Annotated in this window: 17 protein-coding genes; 14 read left to right on the top strand and 3 right to left on the bottom strand. The window is 62.6% G+C overall.

The genetic code is table 11. The features are described from left to right. The first annotated feature begins 36 nt into the window (after nucleotides 1-36). The 7 genes from ACR3EL_RS13040 to ACR3EL_RS13010 all read left to right on the top strand — a co-directional run bounded on the left by ACR3EL_RS13040 (nucleotide 37) and on the right by ACR3EL_RS13010 (nucleotide 7,633). Nucleotides 37-918, top strand: a complete 882-nt coding sequence (locus ACR3EL_RS13040) for a LysR family transcriptional regulator (protein ID WP_093964611.1) — start codon at nucleotides 37-39, stop codon at nucleotides 916-918. Nucleotides 919-1,002: 84 nt separating this feature from the next. After that, the gene (locus ACR3EL_RS13035; RefSeq protein ID WP_170339915.1) at nucleotides 1,003-2,706 is read left to right on the top strand and encodes an NAD(P)H-dependent oxidoreductase subunit E; all 1,704 of its coding nucleotides are present in this window, start codon (nucleotides 1,003-1,005) and stop codon (nucleotides 2,704-2,706) included. Between the two features lie 11 nt (nucleotides 2,707-2,717). After that, nucleotides 2,718-5,501 carry a formate dehydrogenase subunit alpha gene (gene fdhF / locus ACR3EL_RS13030; RefSeq protein WP_170339916.1) on the top strand — a complete coding sequence of 928 codons (2,784 nt, stop codon included), beginning with the start codon at nucleotides 2,718-2,720 and terminating at the stop codon, nucleotides 5,499-5,501. Between the two features lie 117 nt (nucleotides 5,502-5,618). Then, a complete protein-coding gene (locus ACR3EL_RS13025; protein ID WP_170339918.1) occupies nucleotides 5,619-6,407 on the top strand; it encodes a cyclase family protein in 789 nt (262 codons plus the stop codon). Continuing rightward, nucleotides 6,404-6,925 (top strand): thioesterase family protein, encoded by a 522-nt coding sequence (locus ACR3EL_RS13020; RefSeq protein ID WP_170339919.1) that lies wholly within the window; start codon nucleotides 6,404-6,406, stop codon nucleotides 6,923-6,925. The genes ACR3EL_RS13025 and ACR3EL_RS13020 overlap by 4 nt, the downstream gene beginning before the upstream one ends. An 85-nt stretch (nucleotides 6,926-7,010) precedes the next feature. Then, a complete protein-coding gene (locus tag ACR3EL_RS13015) occupies nucleotides 7,011-7,226 on the top strand; it encodes a YMGG-like glycine zipper-containing protein (RefSeq protein ID WP_170339494.1) in 216 nt (71 codons plus the stop codon). A gap of 11 nt (nucleotides 7,227-7,237) precedes the next feature. After that, complete coding sequence (locus tag ACR3EL_RS13010) at nucleotides 7,238-7,633, top strand: hypothetical protein (RefSeq protein ID WP_254437790.1); 396 nt, start codon at nucleotides 7,238-7,240, stop codon at nucleotides 7,631-7,633. A 9-nt stretch (nucleotides 7,634-7,642) separates the two neighbouring features. Here the strand turns inward: ACR3EL_RS13010 and ACR3EL_RS13005 are convergent, their stop codons facing one another. Then, nucleotides 7,643-7,837 (bottom strand): SlyX family protein, encoded by a 195-nt coding sequence (locus ACR3EL_RS13005; RefSeq protein WP_170357101.1) that lies wholly within the window; start codon nucleotides 7,835-7,837, stop codon nucleotides 7,643-7,645. Between the two features lie 128 nt (nucleotides 7,838-7,965). On the opposite strand from ACR3EL_RS13005, the gene hisS reads away from it, so the two are divergent. The 3 genes from hisS to hisG are packed head-to-tail and all read left to right on the top strand — an operon-like array spanning nucleotide 7,966 to nucleotide 11,231. Continuing rightward, nucleotides 7,966-9,453 carry a histidine--tRNA ligase gene (hisS, locus tag ACR3EL_RS13000; RefSeq protein WP_480721867.1) on the top strand — a complete coding sequence of 496 codons (1,488 nt, stop codon included), beginning with the start codon at nucleotides 7,966-7,968 and terminating at the stop codon, nucleotides 9,451-9,453. A gap of 3 nt (nucleotides 9,454-9,456) precedes the next feature. After that, the gene (locus ACR3EL_RS12995; RefSeq protein ID WP_170339923.1) at nucleotides 9,457-10,545 is read left to right on the top strand and encodes an ATP phosphoribosyltransferase regulatory subunit; all 1,089 of its coding nucleotides are present in this window, start codon (nucleotides 9,457-9,459) and stop codon (nucleotides 10,543-10,545) included. Beyond that, complete coding sequence (hisG, locus tag ACR3EL_RS12990) at nucleotides 10,542-11,231, top strand: ATP phosphoribosyltransferase (RefSeq protein WP_480721864.1); 690 nt, start codon at nucleotides 10,542-10,544, stop codon at nucleotides 11,229-11,231. Before ACR3EL_RS12995 ends, hisG begins: the two co-directional genes overlap by 4 nt. Nucleotides 11,232-11,233: 2 nt before the next feature. Here the strand turns inward: hisG and ACR3EL_RS12985 are convergent, their stop codons facing one another. Beyond that, the gene (locus ACR3EL_RS12985) at nucleotides 11,234-11,665 is read right to left on the bottom strand and encodes a DUF1489 family protein (protein WP_480721861.1); all 432 of its coding nucleotides are present in this window, start codon (nucleotides 11,663-11,665) and stop codon (nucleotides 11,234-11,236) included. A 455-nt stretch (nucleotides 11,666-12,120) separates the two neighbouring features. Here ACR3EL_RS12985 and ACR3EL_RS12980 point away from each other — a divergent pair, with 455 nt between their 5' ends. The 3 genes from ACR3EL_RS12980 to rpsD all read left to right on the top strand — a co-directional run bounded on the left by ACR3EL_RS12980 (nucleotide 12,121) and on the right by rpsD (nucleotide 15,893). Further along, complete coding sequence (locus tag ACR3EL_RS12980) at nucleotides 12,121-14,403, top strand: adenosylcobalamin-dependent ribonucleoside-diphosphate reductase (RefSeq protein ID WP_170339926.1); 2,283 nt, start codon at nucleotides 12,121-12,123, stop codon at nucleotides 14,401-14,403. A gap of 331 nt (nucleotides 14,404-14,734) precedes the next feature. Continuing rightward, nucleotides 14,735-15,076 carry a hypothetical protein gene (locus tag ACR3EL_RS12975; protein ID WP_480721859.1) on the top strand — a complete coding sequence of 114 codons (342 nt, stop codon included), beginning with the start codon at nucleotides 14,735-14,737 and terminating at the stop codon, nucleotides 15,074-15,076. A gap of 196 nt (nucleotides 15,077-15,272) precedes the next feature. Beyond that, a complete protein-coding gene (rpsD, locus tag ACR3EL_RS12970; protein WP_093964621.1) occupies nucleotides 15,273-15,893 on the top strand; it encodes a 30S ribosomal protein S4 in 621 nt (206 codons plus the stop codon). 67 nt (nucleotides 15,894-15,960) lie between these two features. Here rpsD and ACR3EL_RS12965 read toward each other — a convergent pair whose 3' ends face one another. After that, nucleotides 15,961-16,422 (bottom strand): Lrp/AsnC family transcriptional regulator, encoded by a 462-nt coding sequence (locus tag ACR3EL_RS12965; RefSeq protein WP_170339929.1) that lies wholly within the window; start codon nucleotides 16,420-16,422, stop codon nucleotides 15,961-15,963. Nucleotides 16,423-16,524: 102 nt separating this feature from the next. On the opposite strand from ACR3EL_RS12965, the gene ACR3EL_RS12960 reads away from it, so the two are divergent. Further along, nucleotides 16,525-17,940 (top strand): aminotransferase class V-fold PLP-dependent enzyme, encoded by a 1,416-nt coding sequence (locus tag ACR3EL_RS12960; protein WP_170339931.1) that lies wholly within the window; start codon nucleotides 16,525-16,527, stop codon nucleotides 17,938-17,940. Nucleotides 17,941-17,971: the final 31 nt, after the last annotated feature.

The raw sequence follows: 17,971 nt of genomic DNA, 5'->3' as shown, positions 1-17,971 counted from the left end.
CTTGAGGTATCGCTCCTGTCCGCCCGAGGCCCGCACGTGTTCGAAATCCGCGATCTGCAGTTGCTCAGCGCCTTGGCGCGTCACCGCCATTTTGCCAAGGCGGCCGAGGAGTGCGGTATTTCGCAGCCCGCGTTCTCGATGCGTATCCGCAACCTCGAGGATCGGCTTGGCGTGTCCATCGTCCGCCGTGCGAACCGCTTTCAGGGCCTGACCGAAGAGGGCGAGATGATCGTCCGCCGCGCTCGCCGCATACTGGATGACGCCAAAGCGCTCGAGCAGGAGGTGCAGGCGATCAAGGGCGAGATCACCGGTACACTGATCCTGGGCGTGATCCCGACCGCCATCGCGTTTACTGGCCGCTTGGTTAAGCGGCTGCAGCAGGCGCATCCGCGTATCCTGTCGCGGATCGAGACGATGTCGGCCACGGCAATCCAGCACCGCCTGGACGAAGGCAGCCTGGATGCCGGCATCACCTATGGCGACAGCATCGGCACTGACCTGCGCTATGTGCAGCCTTTGTACGAGGAAACCTATGTTTTGCTCATCCCCGAGCATATGACGCAGGGCAAGGGCCCGATCCCGTGGGCGCAGGTCGCCGAGTTTCCGCTCAGTTTGCTGGAGCCTCAGATGCAGAACAGGCGCATCCTCGACAGGATATTTGCCGAACAGGGGTTGCATCCGCGTGTGGTGGCCGAAACCAGCGGGTTTACTGCCTCGATGGTCATGGCGCGTGAGGGGCTGGCGGCGACGGTCGTACCACGGGTTCTGGTACGGGCGCTCGGCGATTTGAAAGGCACGCGTGTCCTGCCTCTGGTTGATCCTGTGGTCAGCAAGCCGATCTGTCTGGCGACGCTGGCGCGGGATCCAGAATTGCCCACCGTTGGGGCATTGCGGCAGGTCGTGACGTCTTTGCGGTGATAAACTGTCGTTATCGTGCGATTGGTTTTTGCGATTTGACGATATGCTACTCTGATGAGAGACGAGGCTCGATCGGAGGGCATCATGGCACCATTGGATACCAAGCCATCAGGCGCGCCAAAGGGCGTCTGGAAGTCAGGTAAAGGCAAGGGGCGGCACACGCCCAAGGGCCGTCAGTTCACGGACGAGGCGCAGGCCGAGATTCAGCGCCTGCTGGGCGACCGCCCGCGCCGCCGCGACCTGCTGATCGAGTTTCTGCATCTGATCCAGGACACGCACGGCCATATCAGTTCCGACCACATCGCCGCGTTGGCCGTCGAGATGCGGATCGGTCAGGCCGAGATCTACGAGACCGCGACTTTCTATGCCCATTTCGACGTGGTGAAAGAGGGTGAAACTCCTCCCCCGGCTCTGACGATCCGCGTCTGCGACTCACTGTCCTGTGAAATGGCTGGCGCACAACAGCTGAAGAAGGCGCTGGAGGATGGGCTGGACCCGTCCGAGGTGCGCGTTCTGCGCGCGCCCTGCATGGGGCGCTGCGACACCGCGCCGGTGCTGGAAATCGGGCATAACCATATCGACCACGCGACCCCCGAAAAGGTGCAGGCCGCCGTCGCGGCGGGCGACACCCACGCTCATCTGCCCGACTATGAGACCTTTGCGACCTATGTCGAAAGCGGCGGTTACGCCAAACTGAAAGAACTGCGCGAAGGTGGCGACTGGGAAGAGGTTCAGGAACAGGTTCTGGCCTCGGGCCTGCGGGGCCTCGGCGGTGCCGGTTTCCCGTCGGGCAAGAAATGGGGTTTTGTCCGCATGAATGACGGCCCGCGCTATCTGGCCGTGAACGGGGATGAGGGCGAGCCCGGCACCTTCAAAGACCGCTATTACCTGGAGTGCACGCCGCATGTTTTCCTCGAAGGCATGCTGATCGCCGCCTGGGCGGTCGAGGCACAGACCTGCTTCATCTACATGCGCGACGAATACCCGGCGGTACTCGAGATCCTGCGGCGCGAGATCGCGGCGCTGGAACAGGACGGGATCGTCGAGAAAGGCTATATCGACCTGCGCCGCGGTGCGGGTGCCTATATCTGCGGTGAAGAATCCGCGATGATCGAGTCGATCGAGGGCAAGAAGGGCCTGCCCCGCCACCGCCCGCCTTTCGTGGCGCAGGTCGGCGTTTTCGGCCGCCCGACGCTGGTGCACAATGTCGAGACGCTCTACTGGGTCTCGAAGATCTGCCGGGAAGGCCAGGAAATCCTCAGCTCAGTCGAAAAGAATGGCCGCAAGGGCCTGCGCAGCTATTCGGTTTCGGGCCGGGTGGCCAAGCCGGGCGTCTACCTGCTGCCGGCAGGCTCGACCATTTTGGACGTGATTGATGCCGCCGGGGGCATGGCCGAGGGCCACGTCTTCAAGGCGTATCAACCGGGCGGGCCGTCTTCGGGCCTGCTGCCCGCGTCGATGGACGACATCCCGTTGGACTTCGACACTCTGCAACCGCACGGCACCTTCATCGGGTCCGCCGCAGTGGTTGTCCTGTCCGATCAGGACACGGCCCGCGATGCGGCGCTGAACATGCTGCGCTTCTTCGAAGACGAAAGCTGTGGCCAGTGTACGCCCTGCCGGGCGGGCTGCGAGAAGGCAGTCAAGCTGATGCAGGCCGACAAGTGGGACACCGACCTGCTGGAGGACCTGTGCCAGGTGATGGGCGATGCCTCGATCTGCGGTCTGGGGCAGGCGGCCCCGAACCCGATCCGCCTGGTCATGAAACATTTCGCAGACGAGATTTGAGGGAGACAGCCATGCTTGACGCAAGCGAAACCAAGACCGTCACCTTCAACCTGAACGGCGAAGACGTGACCGTGCCCGAAGGCACCACGATCTGGGAAGCGGCCAACGGGAAGGGTCTGGTCATCCCGCATCTGTGCCACAAGCCCGCGCCGGGCTATCGCCCCGACGGCAACTGCCGCGCCTGTATGGTCGAGGTCGAGGGCGAGCGCACGCTGGTTGCCTCGTGCATCCGCCCGGCGGCCGAGGGGATGGTGGTGAAAACCGACACCGACCGCGCCGAGAAATCGCGCGCGCTGGTGATGGAACTGCTGGTGGCCGATCAGCCCGAACAGCCGCATGATGCCTCGAGCCATTTTTGGGACATGGCCAAGCTGAACGATGTCAGCGACAGCCGCTTTCCGGCGAAAGAGCCCGATAAGATCCCTCTTCTGGATGACAGCCATGTGGCGATGCGGGTCAATCTGGATGCCTGCATCAACTGCAACCTCTGCGTCCGTGCCTGCCGCGACGTGCAGGTGAATGACGTGATCGGCATGGCCGGCCGAGGGCATACCGCCCAGGTGGTGTTCGACCAGAACGACCCGATGGGTGACTCAACCTGCGTGGCTTGCGGCGAATGCGTTCAGGCTTGCCCCACCGGCGCGCTGATGCCCGCCACCGTGCTGGACGACCAGCAGCGCGGCGACAGCAAGGATTACGATTCCGAGACCGAAAGCGTCTGCCCCTTCTGCGGGGTGGGCTGCAAGGTCAGCCTCAAGGTCAAGGACGGCAAGGTCAAATATGTCGAGGGCATCAACGGCCCAGCCAATGAAGGCCGCCTGTGCGTCAAGGGCCGGTTCGGGTTCGACTACATCCACCACCCGCACCGCCTGACCAAGCCGCTGATCCGGCGCGAGAATGCGCCACCCAAGGGGTTGAACGTCGATCCCGCCGACTGGAGCACCCATTTCCGCGAGGCAACCTGGGACGAGGCGCTGGACCTGGCCGCCAAGGGGCTGATGAAGCTGCGGGATGAGGATCCGCGCAGCGTGGCGGGCTTTGGCTCGGCCAAATGCACCAACGAAGAGGCCTATCTGTTCCAGAAGTTCATCCGGCAGGGTTTTGGCCACAACAACGTGGACCACTGCACGCGGCTGTGCCACGCCTCGTCGGTGGCCGCGCTGATCGAGAACGTGGGCTCGGGCGCGGTGACCGCGACCTTCAACGAGATCGAGAATGCCGATGTGGCGATCATCATCGGCGCCAACCCGATTGAGAACCACCCCGTCGCGGCGACCTATTTCAAGCAGTTCGCCAAGCGCGGCGGCAAGCTGATCGTGATGGACCCGCGCGGCGTGGGCATGCGCAAATTCGCGACCGAGATGCTGCAGTTCCGGCCCGGTGCCGATGTCTCGATGCTGAACGCGATCATGAACGTGATCGTCGAGGAAGAGCTGTATGACAGCCAGTACATCCACCGCTGGACCGAGAACTGGGAGGCCGAGAAGGAACACCTGCGCCAGTTCACCCCCGAGAAGATGGCCCCGATCTGCGGTATCGAACCGGATCAGCTGCGCCGCGTGGCCCGGATCTTTGCCAATGCGAATGCGGGCCTGATCTTCTGGGGCATGGGCGTCAGCCAGCATATCCACGGCACCGACAATTCGCGCTGCCTGATCTCGCTGGCGCTGATGACGGGCAATGTCGGCAAGCCGGGCGCCGGTCTGCACCCGCTGCGCGGGCAGAACAACGTACAGGGGGCCTCGGATGCCGGCCTGATCCCGATGTTCCTGCCTGACTACCAGTCGGTCACCGACGACGCCGTGCGGGCCAAGTTCAGTCAAGTCTGGAACTCGGGCGATTTCTCGAACGAGAAGGGCTTGACCGTGACCGAAATCATCGACCACGCCTATGCCGGCAAGATCAAGGGCATGTATATCATGGGCGAAAACCCGGCCATGTCCGACCCCGACGTGCACCACGCCCGCGAGGCGCTGGCCAAGCTGGACCTGATGATCGTGCAGGACATCTTCCTGACCGAAACGGCGAACTATGCCGACATCATCCTGCCGGCCTCGGCGCTGTATGAAAAGAACGGCACAGTGTCGAACACCAACCGTCAGGTGCAGCGCGTGCGCCCTGCGGTGCCGCCGCCGGGCGAAGCGCGCGAGGATTGGGCGATCACCGTCGATCTGGCAAAGCGCATCGGGCTGAACTGGGATTACACGGATGTCTCGCAGGTGTTCAACGAGATGAAGCTGACCATGGCTTCGCTGGACAACATCACTTGGGAGCGGCTCGAGACCGAGAGCATCACCTATCCGTCGCTGTCCGAGACCGATCCGGGCCAGTCCATCGTGTTCGGCGACGGCTTCCCGCGCCCGGATGGCCGTGCGAAATTCACCCCGGCCAGCATCATCCCCCCGGATGAGGCCCCGGACGAGGAATTCCCCATGATTGCCACCACAGGGCGGCAACTGGAACACTGGCACACCGGGTCCATGACCCGTCGTGCCAAGGTTCTGGACGCGGTCGAGCCCGAGGCGAACTGTTCGATGAACCCGCGCACGCTCAAGCTGATGGGGATCGAACCCGGCGAGATGGTGCGTCTGACCACCCGGCGCGGCTCGATCGAGATCATGGTGCGCGCCGACCGGGCGATCGCCGAGGATATGGTGTTCATCCCCTTCGCCTATGTCGAGGCGGCGGCGAACATCCTGACGAACCCGGCCATCGATCCCTATGGCAAGATCCCCGAGTTCAAGTTCTCGGCTATCCGTATCGAAAAGATCGAGGACGCCATCGCGGCCGAGTAACGACTGCCACCACTCACCAAAACCCTGAAAAGGCGGGCCTGCGTGCCCGCCTTTTTCTTGGCTTGACAGATGCTTGCAGCCAGCCAACCCTTGAGCCGCGCAATCCCGGAGGAGTTCATGGCCCGCCGTTTCGTCGATCTGTCCGTCCCGCTGGAAACCGGCATCGTGTCGGACCCGCCGATCATGCTGCCGCAGATCGAATACATGAGCCACGACCAGACGACCGAGCAGGTGATGGCCTTTTTCCCCGGTCTGAAGAAAGAGGACCTGCCCGACGGCGAGGGTTGGGCCATCGAACGGCTGCAGATAGCCACCCATAACGGCACCCATCTGGACGCGCCGTACCACCACCACTCGACCATGAACCGGGGCGAGCGGGCGATCACCATCGACGAGGTGCCGCTGGAGTGGTGCATGAACCCGGGCGTGAAGCTGGATTTCCGGCATTTCGAGGATGGCTACGTCGTCACCGCCGCCGATGTCGCGGCCGAGCTGAAGCGGATCGGGCATGACCTGCGACCGCTGGATATCGTCGTGGTCAATACCTCCGCCGGCACCTGTTATGGCCAGCCGGATTACCTGATGAAAGGCTGCGGAATGGGGCGCGAAGCCACGCTGTACCTGACCGAGCGCGGCGTGCGCGTGACCGGCACCGACGCCTGGAGCTGGGACGCGCCCTTCCCGCTGACCGCACAGGAATACGCGGAAACCCATGACCCCTCGATCATCTGGGAGGGGCACCGCGCGTCGATGGAGATCGGCTATTGCCACATGGAGAAGCTGACCAATCTGGAAAGCCTGCCGCCCACGGGGTTCGAGATCTCGTGCTTTCCGTTTAAGATTAAGGGCGCCTCGGCCGGGTTCATCCGCGCGGTGGCGATCTTCGAGGAGGACGACGGCGAATGACTCCGCAATCAGAACCCTTGGGCGGCCATGACGGACCGTACCCCGCGCCGGTCGAAATCACCGGTTTCACGGTTCGGCCAGACTGGATCGATTACAACAGCCACATGAATGTGGGGTATTACGGCGTGGTGTTCGATCTGGCCTTTGAACGGCTTCTGGTCGATCATCTCGGCCTGGGCGAACCACAGGTCGCGGCGCTGAGGCAGGGGCCGTACATCCTGCAATCGCATCTGCATTTCCTGCGCGAGGTTCGCGAGGGTGAGGCGCTGGTGTTCCGGTTTCGGATGCTGGACGCCGATCACAAGCGTGGTCACTATTTTGCGCAGATGGTGTCGGCCGAGGATGGCGTGGTCTGTGCCACCCAAGAGGCCCTGTTCATGAATGTCAGCCACACAACAGGCCGGTCGGAACCCTATCCGGACTGGGCCGCGGCGCGGCTGGCGCGAATGGTGTCCGACCATGCCACATTGCCCCCCGAGCCGCAGATCGGCAGACCAATCGGCATTCGGCGCAAATAGCCCGGGGATGGCCTTTGTTGCCAGAATTCCTGGAGCGGGCTACGCTGACCACCCGGTTCGGGCTTGGTCACGGGAGGGCAACCAAATGCGGATCTTAAGGAAATGCGCGCAGGCGCCAGCCTGCATATTGGCGACATCGCTGATCGTCTTGCCTGCGTCAGCCGCTTTGGCGGAGAAGAAGGAAGAAGACGCGCTGAAGGGTGCCCTGATCGGCGCCGGCGTCGGAGCGTTGATCGGAGATGGCAAAGGCGCGGCCGCAGGTGCGGTTGTCGGAGCAATCATTGGGGCAAACCGCAAGTGACGGGGGTGTCCATGACTGACCGCCTTCAGAAAGGAGCCCTGATGCGACTGCTTGATTTCAAACCTGTTCTGGCTGGCTTGATCCTTCTCCCGTCCATCGGCACGGCGGACGAGGCCGCCGACCAGATGGCGCAAGACGCGCTTCCGCTGATGTACCACACCTGCGCTTCGGTCATCGAAGAGGCTGATGGGAATGATGAATACGTTTTCGACGTCGTCAGAAAGATGACCGCTCTTTCGCTCTACAACCGTCAGGTTGATATCGAAGAGTTTGCATCCTCGGACGAAGAAAAGGCCAAGCTGCGTGAGGCTTTTCTTTCAGCGCTGACCGAAGGTTGCGCAGGCGATGAGGATGCCCTGTTGGGTGGTGTCGTCGACGATGCCGTTAGATCAACGCTTGGGCTGTAGGGGCTGAGCTCAATAGTGCGGTGGGCGCTCGTCGCCCAGAATGACTCCGCCGGATCCTTCCTGCGCACGTTCGGCTTCGCGCTGCATCAACATCGCCACGCGGCGGGTCAGGCGGTCGATTTCGTCCTGCTGCTTGGCGACCACCATGCTCAGGTCATCCACGGTGCGGGTCAGATGGGCAATTTTTTCTTCCAGATGCTGCATCGCTGGGGCTCCTGTGATCTGGTGCGGTCATACCGCTGTGGCGCGCGCAATGCCAGCGCTGGCTTGCCCCGACCCAGACCATGGGATAGACCGCGCGCGCAAGTGATGAAATCCCAAGGACGCCCCACATGGCCAAGCCCAAGAAACAGCCCCGCCCCAAGGCCGTCACGCCGAAAGGGTTCCGCGACTATTTCGGCCAGGAAGTCACGCAGCGCACCGAGATGCTGCGGACGATTGCGGACGTCTATCATCGCTATGGGTTTGACGCGCTGGAAAGCAGCGCCGTGGAAACGGTCGAGGCGCTGGGCAAGTTTCTGCCCGATGTAGACCGCCCCAACGAAGGCGTGTTCGCCTGGCAGGAGTTCGACGAGGGCGGCAACGGCGACTGGATGGCGCTGCGTTATGACCTGACCGCGCCGCTGGCACGGGTCTATGCCCAGCATCGCAATGACCTGCCCACGCCCTATCGCCGCTATGCGATGGGGCCGGTCTGGCGCAACGAAAAGCCGGGGCCGGGGCGGTATCGCCAGTTCTATCAGTGTGATGCGGATACGGTCGGTACGGCCAGCATGGCCGCCGATGCCGAAATCTGCGCCATGCTCTCCGACACGCTGGAGACCGTGGGCATCCCGCGCGGCGACTATATGGTGCGGGTCAACAACCGCAAGGTCCTGAACGGCGTGCTCGAGGCCATGGGCCTGAGCACGGACGCGGCGGCGCGCGATGACGTTCTGCGCACCATAGACAAGTTCGACAAAGTGGGTGAGCAGGGCGTGCGCGAGTTGCTGACCAAGGGCCGGCTGGACGCCTCGGGCGCGTTCATCGATGGTGTGGGCCTGTCCGACGATCAGGCCGAGCCGGTGATCGCCTTCCTGACATCCAAGGCTGATGACGCCGCCGGAACGCTGGCCAACCTGCGCGCGGCCGTGGGCGACAGCAAGATCGGCGCCGAAGGCATCTCGGAACTGGAACAGATCGGCGAATTGCTGGCCGCCGGCGGCTATGGTGCCGACCGCATCCAGATCGACCCCTCGGTCGTGCGAGGGCTGGGATACTACACCGGTCCGGTCTACGAGGCCGAGCTGACCTTCGAGATCTTCGACGAAAAGGGCCGCAAGCGGCAATTTGGTTCCGTCGCAGGCGGCGGGCGCTATGATGATCTGGTCAAGCGCTTCACCGGACAGGAAGTGCCCGCGACGGGCATCTCGATCGGGGTCGACCGGTTGCTGGCCGCGCTGCGCGAAAAAGGGCGGATCAAGTCGCATGACACCGGGCCGGTCGTCGTGACCGTGATGGACCGGGACCGCATGGCCGATTATCAGGCGATGGTGGCCGAGCTGCGCAATGCCGGCATCCGCGCCGAGGTCTACCTGGGCAACCCCAAGAATTTCGGCAATCAGCTGAAATACGCAGACAAGCGCAACTCGCCCGTCGCGGTGATCGAGGGCGGGGACGAGAAGGACCGCAGCGTGGTTCAGATCAAGGACCTGATTCTGGGCGCCAAGATCGCCGAAAGTGCCACGCTTGAGGAATGGAAGGAACGCCCCAGCCAGTTTGAGGTGCCGCGCGGCGATCTGGTCGCCAAGGTGCGCGAGATTCTGGACAGTCAGGACTGAGCCATGCCCAACCGATCCCAGATTCAGGCCCGGGCCGCGATGATGCGCGTGCGATTCGAGGCCGCCGGGGCGCAGGTCGTCGACCCGCCGCTGCTGCAATCGGCCGAGACGCTGCTGGACCTCTACGGCGAGGATATCCGCGCGCGCGCCTATGTCACCTCGGACGCGCTGCGCGGCGAACAGATGCTGCGCCCGGATTTCACTCTGCCGGTGGTGCAGATGCACATGCGCGACGGGGCCGAACCGGCGCGTTATACCTATTCGGGCGAGGTTTTCCGGCGTCAGGAACATGACTCCGACCGCGCCAATGAATACATCCAGGTGGGCTACGAGGTCTTTGAACGCGACGATCCGGCAGGGGCCGATGCCGAGGTATTCTCGCTATTTGCCCTGCAATTGCGGGGTCTGCCGTTGCGCGCGGCGACCGGGGACATCGGCATTCTGACCGCAGCCGTTCAGGGCCTGCGCACCTCCGACCAACGCAAGGCCGCGCTGATGCGCCACCTGTGGCGTCCGCGCCGGTTCCGGGCTCTGCTGGACCGGTTCGCGGGTCGCAAGCCCGAGCCGGACCACCGCGCCGCGTTGCTCGCGGCGGCCGACCCGATGGCCTGCGACGCGCCGGTGATCGGTAAGCGCCGACCGGCCGAGATTGCCGCCCGTATCGACGCCCTGCGCGCCGACCGCGACACGCCGCCGATTTCCGACACGGAAATGGCCGGGCTGGACTCGCTGCTGGGCGTGCGCGAGACCATGCCCTATGCGCTGGAGCACCTGCGCGATATCGCCGTCGATCTACCTCAGATCATCCCCGCGCTGGACCGGCTCGAGGCGCGGATCGCCGCCCTGCAGGCGCGTGGCGTTGATGTCGGCAGGCTGGATTTCGAAGCCTCGTATGGGCGCACCTCGATGGAATATTACGACGGGTTCGTTTTCGGTTTCTACGCCGAGCGCCGCCCCGACCTGCCGCCCATCGCCACCGGCGGGCGCTATGACGCGCTGACGCGGCGGCTGGGCAACGGGGCCGAGATCCCGGCGGTGGGTGGCGTGCTGCGCCCCGACCTGATGCTGGAAATCGAGGAGGCGGGCCAATGACCCTGAAGCTGGGCGTGCCGTCCAAGGGGCGGCTGATGGAGAAAACCTTTGCCTGGTTCGCCCGCCACGGGATCGAGCTGTCGCGCGCCGGGTCCGACAGGGAATATGCCGGCAAGGTTGATGGGATCGAGGATGTCTCGCTGATCCTGCTGTCGGCTGGAGAGATCCCGCGCGAGCTGGCTGCCGGGCGGATTCACCTGGGCGTGACCGGCACTGACTTGGTGCACGAGAAACTTCCGCGCTGGGAACAGCAGGTCGAAGAAATCGCGCCGCTGGGCTTTGGCCAGGCCGATCTGGTGATCGCGGTTCCGGCCTGCTGGGTCGATGTCGAGACGCTGGATGATCTGGACGCCGCCGCCGCCGCCTTTCGGGCCGCGCACGGACACCGCCTGCGGATCGCCACCAAGTACCACCGTCTGGTGCGCGAGTTCCTGACCGATTCCGGGGTTGCCGACTATACGCTGGTCGACAGCCAGGGGGCGACCGAGGGCACGGTGATGAACGAAACCGCCGAGGCGATTGCCGACATCACCTCGACCGGTGAGACCCTGCGCGCCAACCACCTCAAGATCCTCTCGGACGGGTTGATCCTGCAATCGCAGGCCACTCTGTGGCGCAGCCGGGTTGCGGAGTACGGGGCCACCGAAAAGGCTGCTCTTACAGAAGTGATGCGCCGTCTGGGCTGAGGTCAGAGGACGCCGATCTCGGCCAGCGCGCGGTTCAGATCCTCGGGCAGAGCGTCGTCCTGCGCGCGGCTTTCGGGCAGGTCTGCGGGGCTATCCTCGGGTTTCAGATAGCGCCAGCCTTGAAAGGGCCGTTTCTGCGCGCCCTGGGTGCGGTGGACCTGCGGGTCCAGCACGATGGCGCAGCGGCGGATGCCATCCTCACCCATCACCTCGTCCAGCCGCAGGATGCGCTGGCGACACTGGATAACACCCTTGATGACCCAGAAGATTGACCCGCCGTTCAGAATCTCGACCTCGCGCTTGGGCCACATGCGGGTGATGTGGCGGGGCAGGCCATCCGGAAACCGCCGGCGATAGCTGTCCTGCCAGGCGATCAGGCTGTCCACGCTCTCGGACCCGACCGAGAGTTTCACCAGGTTGATGTAATTATCCACAGCTTTCCCACAGAGTCGTCCCACGGATTATCTTTATATTGTAGCTTACCGTTGCGCGCTATCAAGCTGTTGTGGTTTGCGGGGGGCAGCGTCTATTCTGGGTGCCTCTTTCAATACACGGAATCAGTGTCAATGCGGCAATCAAGTGAAGAGGGGGAACCACAAACAGACCAATAGGCTGAAGATGCTGGCACCCCGAATAAACGGGGCGCCAATCAGTCGGGGATGGCATGGTGCGGGGTGAGGTCTTCCCAGCCGACGCCCCGAGGGTTCGAGTCCCTCCATCTCCACCACCTATCCTGTCCCCGAAAGGCACAGGATAGAATCTTCCAGATTCTGCCAATCAAATGGCAAATGGTCAATCGGCAAAGCCGCTACTATTTTTGCTGGAACGGCATGTTCAATGTCATATATAGTGAGGTTCCACTAGCCCAGCACAACGTATAGGAACTCTTATGAGCCGCTTTGCCGCCCCCATCGCCGAGCAGATATGGGACATGAAATACCGCTTCAAACAGGCGGATGGCACGCCGATCGACAAGTCGGTTGAAGATACGTGGCGGCGGATTGCGCGCGATCTGGCTCGGGTGGAAAAGGACCCCTCGCATTGGGAGCAGAAGTTCTACGAAGCGCTTGAGGATTTCAAATACCTGCCCGCCGGGCGCATCACGGCCGGAGCAGGCACCGCGCGGCAGGTGACGCTGTTCAACTGTTTCGTCATGGGCACGGTCCCCGACAGCATGGGTGGTATTTTCGACATGCTGAAAGAGGCCGCGCTGACCATGCAGCAGGGCGGGGGGATCGGCTATGATTTCTCGACCATCCGGCCGCGCGGCGCGGACGTGCATGGGGTGGCTGCCGATGCCTCGGGGCCGCTGTCGTTCATGGATGTGTGGGACGCCATGTGCCGCACGATCATGTCGGCGGGCTCGCGCCGGGGCGCAATGATGGCGACGATGCGTTGCGACCATCCGGATATCGAACAGTTCATCACCGCCAAATCCGACCCGGCCCGCCTGCGCATGTTCAACATGTCGGTGCTGGTGACCGATGCCTTCATGGAGGCGGTCAAGGCCGATGCTTCGTGGGATCTGGTCTTTGACGGCAAGGTCTATCACACGGTGCAGGCCCGCGATCTGTGGAACAAGATCATGCAGGCCACCTATGACTATGCCGAGCCGGGCGTGATCTTCATCGACCGGATCAACCAGGCCAACAACCTGAGCTACGCCGAGACCATCGCCGCCACCAACCCCTGCGGCGAGCAGCCCCTGCCGCCGTATGGCGCCTGTCTGTTGGGTTCGATCAACTTGGCACGGCTGGTGTCGGCACCGTTCGAAGACGCGGCCCAACTGGACGAGGCCGCGTTGCAGGAGCTTGTCGCAACGGCCGTTCGCATGATGGACAACGTGGTGGATGCCTCGAAATTCCCGCTGCCGCAGCAGGCCGCCGAGGCGCAGGCCAAGCGCCGTATCGGTCTGGGCGTGACCGGGCTGGCGGATGCTCTGTTGATGCTGGGCCTGCGCTATGGCTCGGACAAGGCGGCGCGTCAGACCGAGCGCTGGTTGCACGCGATCGCCCGCGCCGCGTATCTGGCGTCGGTCGACTTGGCCAAAGAAAAAGGGGCCTTTCCCCTGTTCGATGCCGAGAAATACCTTGCCAGCGGCACCATGCAGCAGATGGATGACGATGTACGCCAGGCCATCCGCGACCATGGGATCCGCAATGCGCTACTGACCTCGATCGCACCCACTGGGACGATCTCGCTCTATGCGGGCAACGTGTCGTCGGGGATCGAGCCGGTCTTTGCCTATGCCTACACCCGCAAGGTGCTGCAGAAGGACGGCTCGCGCACCGAGGAAGAGGTGGTGGACTATGCCGTTCAGATGTGGCGCGACAAGTTCGGCGACGTGGAACTGCCCGACTATTTCGTGAACGCCCAGACCCTGACCCCGGCCGAGCATGTCAAGATGCAGGCGGCGGCGCAGAAATGGATCGACAGCTCGATCTCAAAGACGATCAACTGCCCCGAGGACATCTCATTCGATGCCTTCAAGGACGTGTACTTGCAGGCTTGGGACATGGGCTGCAAGGGCTGCACCACCTATCGCCCGAACGACGTGACCGGTTCGGTCCTGACCGTTTCGGAGAGCGACGACAAAGTGCCGGGCGAGAGCGCCGATGCCCCGCACGAGGTGGATGGCGGTGACGTGATCTACATGTCCGAACCGCTGGATCGTCCGCAATCGCTTGAAGGGTCGACCTACAAGTTGAAATGGCCCGACAGCGAGCACGCGATCTATCTGACGATCAACGACATCGTCATTGGTGGTCGGCGGCGTCCGTTCGAAGTGTTCATCAACTCGAAGAACATGGAGCATTACGCCTGGACGCTGGCCCTGACCCGGATGATCTCGGCCGTGTTCCGGCGCGGTGGTGACGTGTCCTTTGTTGTCGAAGAGCTGAAGGCCGTATTCGACCCGCGCGGCGGGGCCTGGGTGCAGGGCAAGTACATCCCCTCGATCCTGGCGGCGATCGGAGGCGTGATCGAGCAGCACATGATCGCGATCGGGTTTCTCGAAGGCGAAGGCATGGGGCTGAAGTCTGACCCGCAGGCGCAGGTGGTCAACATGGACGCACCACGCGGCAAGGCCTGCCCGTCTTGCGGCCAGTATGACATGGTGATGATCGAGGGCTGCATGACCTGCCGCAGCTGCGGACACTCGAAATGCGGTTGACGAATGCCACATAACTGTCGTTAAAGTTGTATTGTGTTTCGCCGGAGTCTCAATTTGATTTGACTCTCCGGCAACATTCTCGTGAAAGCTGCAATTCCGTCTCTTTTCCGCCGGATTCATCGTTGATACACACGCTAGTGTACGGGGTGATGAGTTTGAAAGGTCGGGCGGGCAGATGACAGCCGGGTATAACGGTCGCGTAGCAGTATTTTGGTCCCAGACGGAAATTGACGGGCTTGAAGCAGCGCCTGTGGCAGATTTGGCCATTGGAGCGTCTTGGTCGTGGCATGGGTGCATGACACGCTTGCCGGATTGTGACGCGGAATATTCCGTGAAGACTGGACATGATCAGGCGTTGATGGCGTTGGCCGGGCATGGCCCCGAAGCCGCAACGCTGAAGCCGATCGCCACGCTTGCAGTTATCTCATTGACGAATGGGGCGCAGACCTACGAGGCCGAGTTGACGTTGGTCGAAGGTCAGAAGGACGCGGTTCTTCTGTTCGAAAATAGCTGCCCCCCGCGGGGTCAGGACTTCTGGGTGAGCGCCGTCGAAGAATATGCCGACGCAAGCCAATCGGGTGCGGACAACGTTGTTTCCTTCCCCACGCATCGCAGGTCAACGGAGCAAACGTTGGTTCTTGCGCCGCACATGACGGCGACCGCCGCTGAATAAACGGCCCATTCCCTAGGAACTATTTCTTCGTCCACGCATCGCAGCGTGTTGACTCTGGTCTGTCCGCAGATATAAGCGCGGCTTCATTGGTGTTGGTGGCCCTCGCAAGGGGATGCCTGTCATGGGGGAAACCTCAAGAGGACAACGCCCTTCATAGTGGCCTGTCAGGGCCTCGACCTTAAGAAGGAGATCAGCCGTGACCAAACGCACGTCTGCCAAGCACAAAATCGACCGCCGGATGGGCGAAAACATCTGGGGTCGCCCGAAATCCCCGGTCAACCGTCGTGAATACGGCCCTGGCCAGCATGGTCAGCGCCGCAAAGGCAAACTTTCGGACTTCGGTCTGCAGCTTCGCGCCAAGCAGAAGCTGAAAGGCTATTACGGCGACCTGACCGAAAAGCAGTTCCGCCGCATCTACGCCGAAGCCGTACGTGTGAACGGCGACACCGGTGAAAACCTGATCGGTCTGCTGGAGCGCCGTCTGGACGCTGTTGTCTACCGCGCCAAATTCGTGCCGACCGTGTTCGCCGCACGTCAGTTCGTGAACCACGGCCACGTCAAGGTGAACGGCAAGCGGGTGAACATCCCCAGCTACCGCGTCAAGGAAGGCGACGTGATCGAGGTCCGCGACAAGTCCAAGCAACTGGCCGTCGTTCTGGAAGCCGTTGGCCTGGCCGAGCGTGATGTTCCGGATTACCTGGAAGTTGACCACTCGAAGATGACCGCGACCTTCGTGCGCACCCCGTCGCTGGGCGACGTGCCGTACCCGGTCATGATGGAACCGAACCTGGTCGTCGAATTCTACGCGAAGAACTGATCTTCGCAGACAGTTTCAGAAAACGGGCCGTACCTGCGAAGGTGCGGCCCTTTTTCATGGCCAGCACTCAGATCGGCAGAGGGCGGTCTTCTGCGATGGCCTCCATCGCGAAATACGAGGTCACGCTGTCCAGTTCGACCTTCTCGATCAGGCGCTGATAGACTTTGTCATAGGTCGCCATATCCTGCGTCACGACCCGTAGCTGATAGTCGTAGTCGCCGCCGATCCGGTGGAAATCCACGACTTCTGGAATGGTCAGGACATGGCTGCGAAAGGCCTGCAGCCACTCGGCCGAGTGGTGCCGGGTCCGCAGCATCACGAAAACCACCAGATTCAACCCCAGTTTTTCGCGTGCGATCCGGGCTGTCGACCCTGTCAGGACGCCTGCGTCGTTCAGCGCCTTCAACCGCCGCCAGCAGGCGTTTTGCGACAGTCCGACTCGCTCGGCCAGTTCGCGCTGGGAAAGGGTCGCATCTTTTTGCAGTTCGCGCAGAAGGCGCTTGTCAATTTGATCTACCTTTTCATTCATTCCAGATCATATGACCCAAAAAATTAACAAATCAAGCAAAGATAGGTGAAGATTACTCGGCTAAAGTAGATCATATTGGAAATGCAATATGGAGCCAATGACATGACCCTGTCCCATTTTCGTGCAGAAATCCAAGCCGCCACTCACAATTCGACCCTGCGCGACGGGCTGATCGGAGAGAACGTTCTGATCCCGGGTCTTCATGGGGACGTGCCGCTTGTGTACGCGGACTACGTTGCGTCGGGCCGCGCATTGCGGCAGGTCGAGGATTTTGTGGCCCAGCATGTTTTGCCTTTCTATGCGAACAGCCACACCGAGGCCTCCTATTGCGGTTCCTACATGACGCGACTGCGCCGCGAGGCGCGCGCGGAAATAGCCCGCATCGTTGGCGCGAGGGGAGATGACGCGGTGATTTTCACCGGGTCTGGTGCCACTGCGGGACTCAACCGGCTGGTCAGTTTGATGGGAGTGCAAGAGGCTGACCAGCCGGTTGTCTTGATTGGCCCGTACGAGCACCATTCGAACATCCTGCCCTGGCGCGAGAGCAAGGCGCAGGTCATCGAGATCCCCGAAGGCCCCGAGGGCGGGCCGGACATGGCGGTGTTGAAACAGACGCTGATCGACCATGGGGACTCGGATCTGGTGATTGGGTCATTTTCGGCGGCGTCGAACGTTACGGGCGTGGTCACTGACCCCGATCCGGTGACGCGGCTGCTGAAACGGCACGGGGCGCGCGCGGTCTGGGATTACGCCGGGGGTGGGCCCTACCTGCCGATGGATATGGGGCCGGACGATGCGCGCAAGGATGCCATCGTCGTGTCTCCGCACAAGTTTCCGGGCGGGCCGGGGGCTTCGGGTGTTCTGATCGTGAACCAGAGCGCCGTGCGCCGCACCTGTCCCAGCTGGCCGGGCGGGGGCACGGTCAGCTTCGTTTCGCCCTGGCGCCACGACTACAGTACTGATCTGGCCACCCGCGAAGAGGCGGGGACCCCGAACGTGATCGGCGACATCCGCGCGGCCCTGGCCTTCATCGTCAAGGATGCCGTGGGCACCGACGAGATCGCCCGGCGCGAGGCGCTGTACAACCGCATGGCGTTGGATGGGTGGCGTGACAATCCACACCTGACCCTGCTGGGCGTGGACCACCCGCACCGCCTGCCGATCTTTTCCTTCCTGGTCCGCGACACTGCAGGGCAACCGGTGCACCAACAGCTGTTCACCCGGATGCTCAGCGACATCTACGGCATTCAGGCGCGCGGCGGGTGTGCCTGCGCCGGCCCCTATGCGCATCGGCTGCTGGGCATCGACAAGGCGGCCTCGGAAGCGCTGCACGCGGCGTTGTCGGCCGGTGAAGAGATGAAGAAACCGGGTTGGGTGCGGCTGAACTTCTCGTACATGATGACCGAGGACACGGTTCAGTTCATCATCGACAGCGTCAATGACCTGTCGCGCCGCACGCAGGAATACGCCCCGTTCTACGCCGCTGATCCGGCAACCGCCCGCTTCAAGGCGGCGTGACGGAATTGCCGCTTTTCCCAAGGCCTTGAGA

The organism is Ruegeria sp. BJ3 (assembly GCF_056535665.1).
The sequence above is the reverse complement of the archived record's forward strand: the minus strand, read 5'-3'. Positions and strand labels throughout refer to the sequence as shown.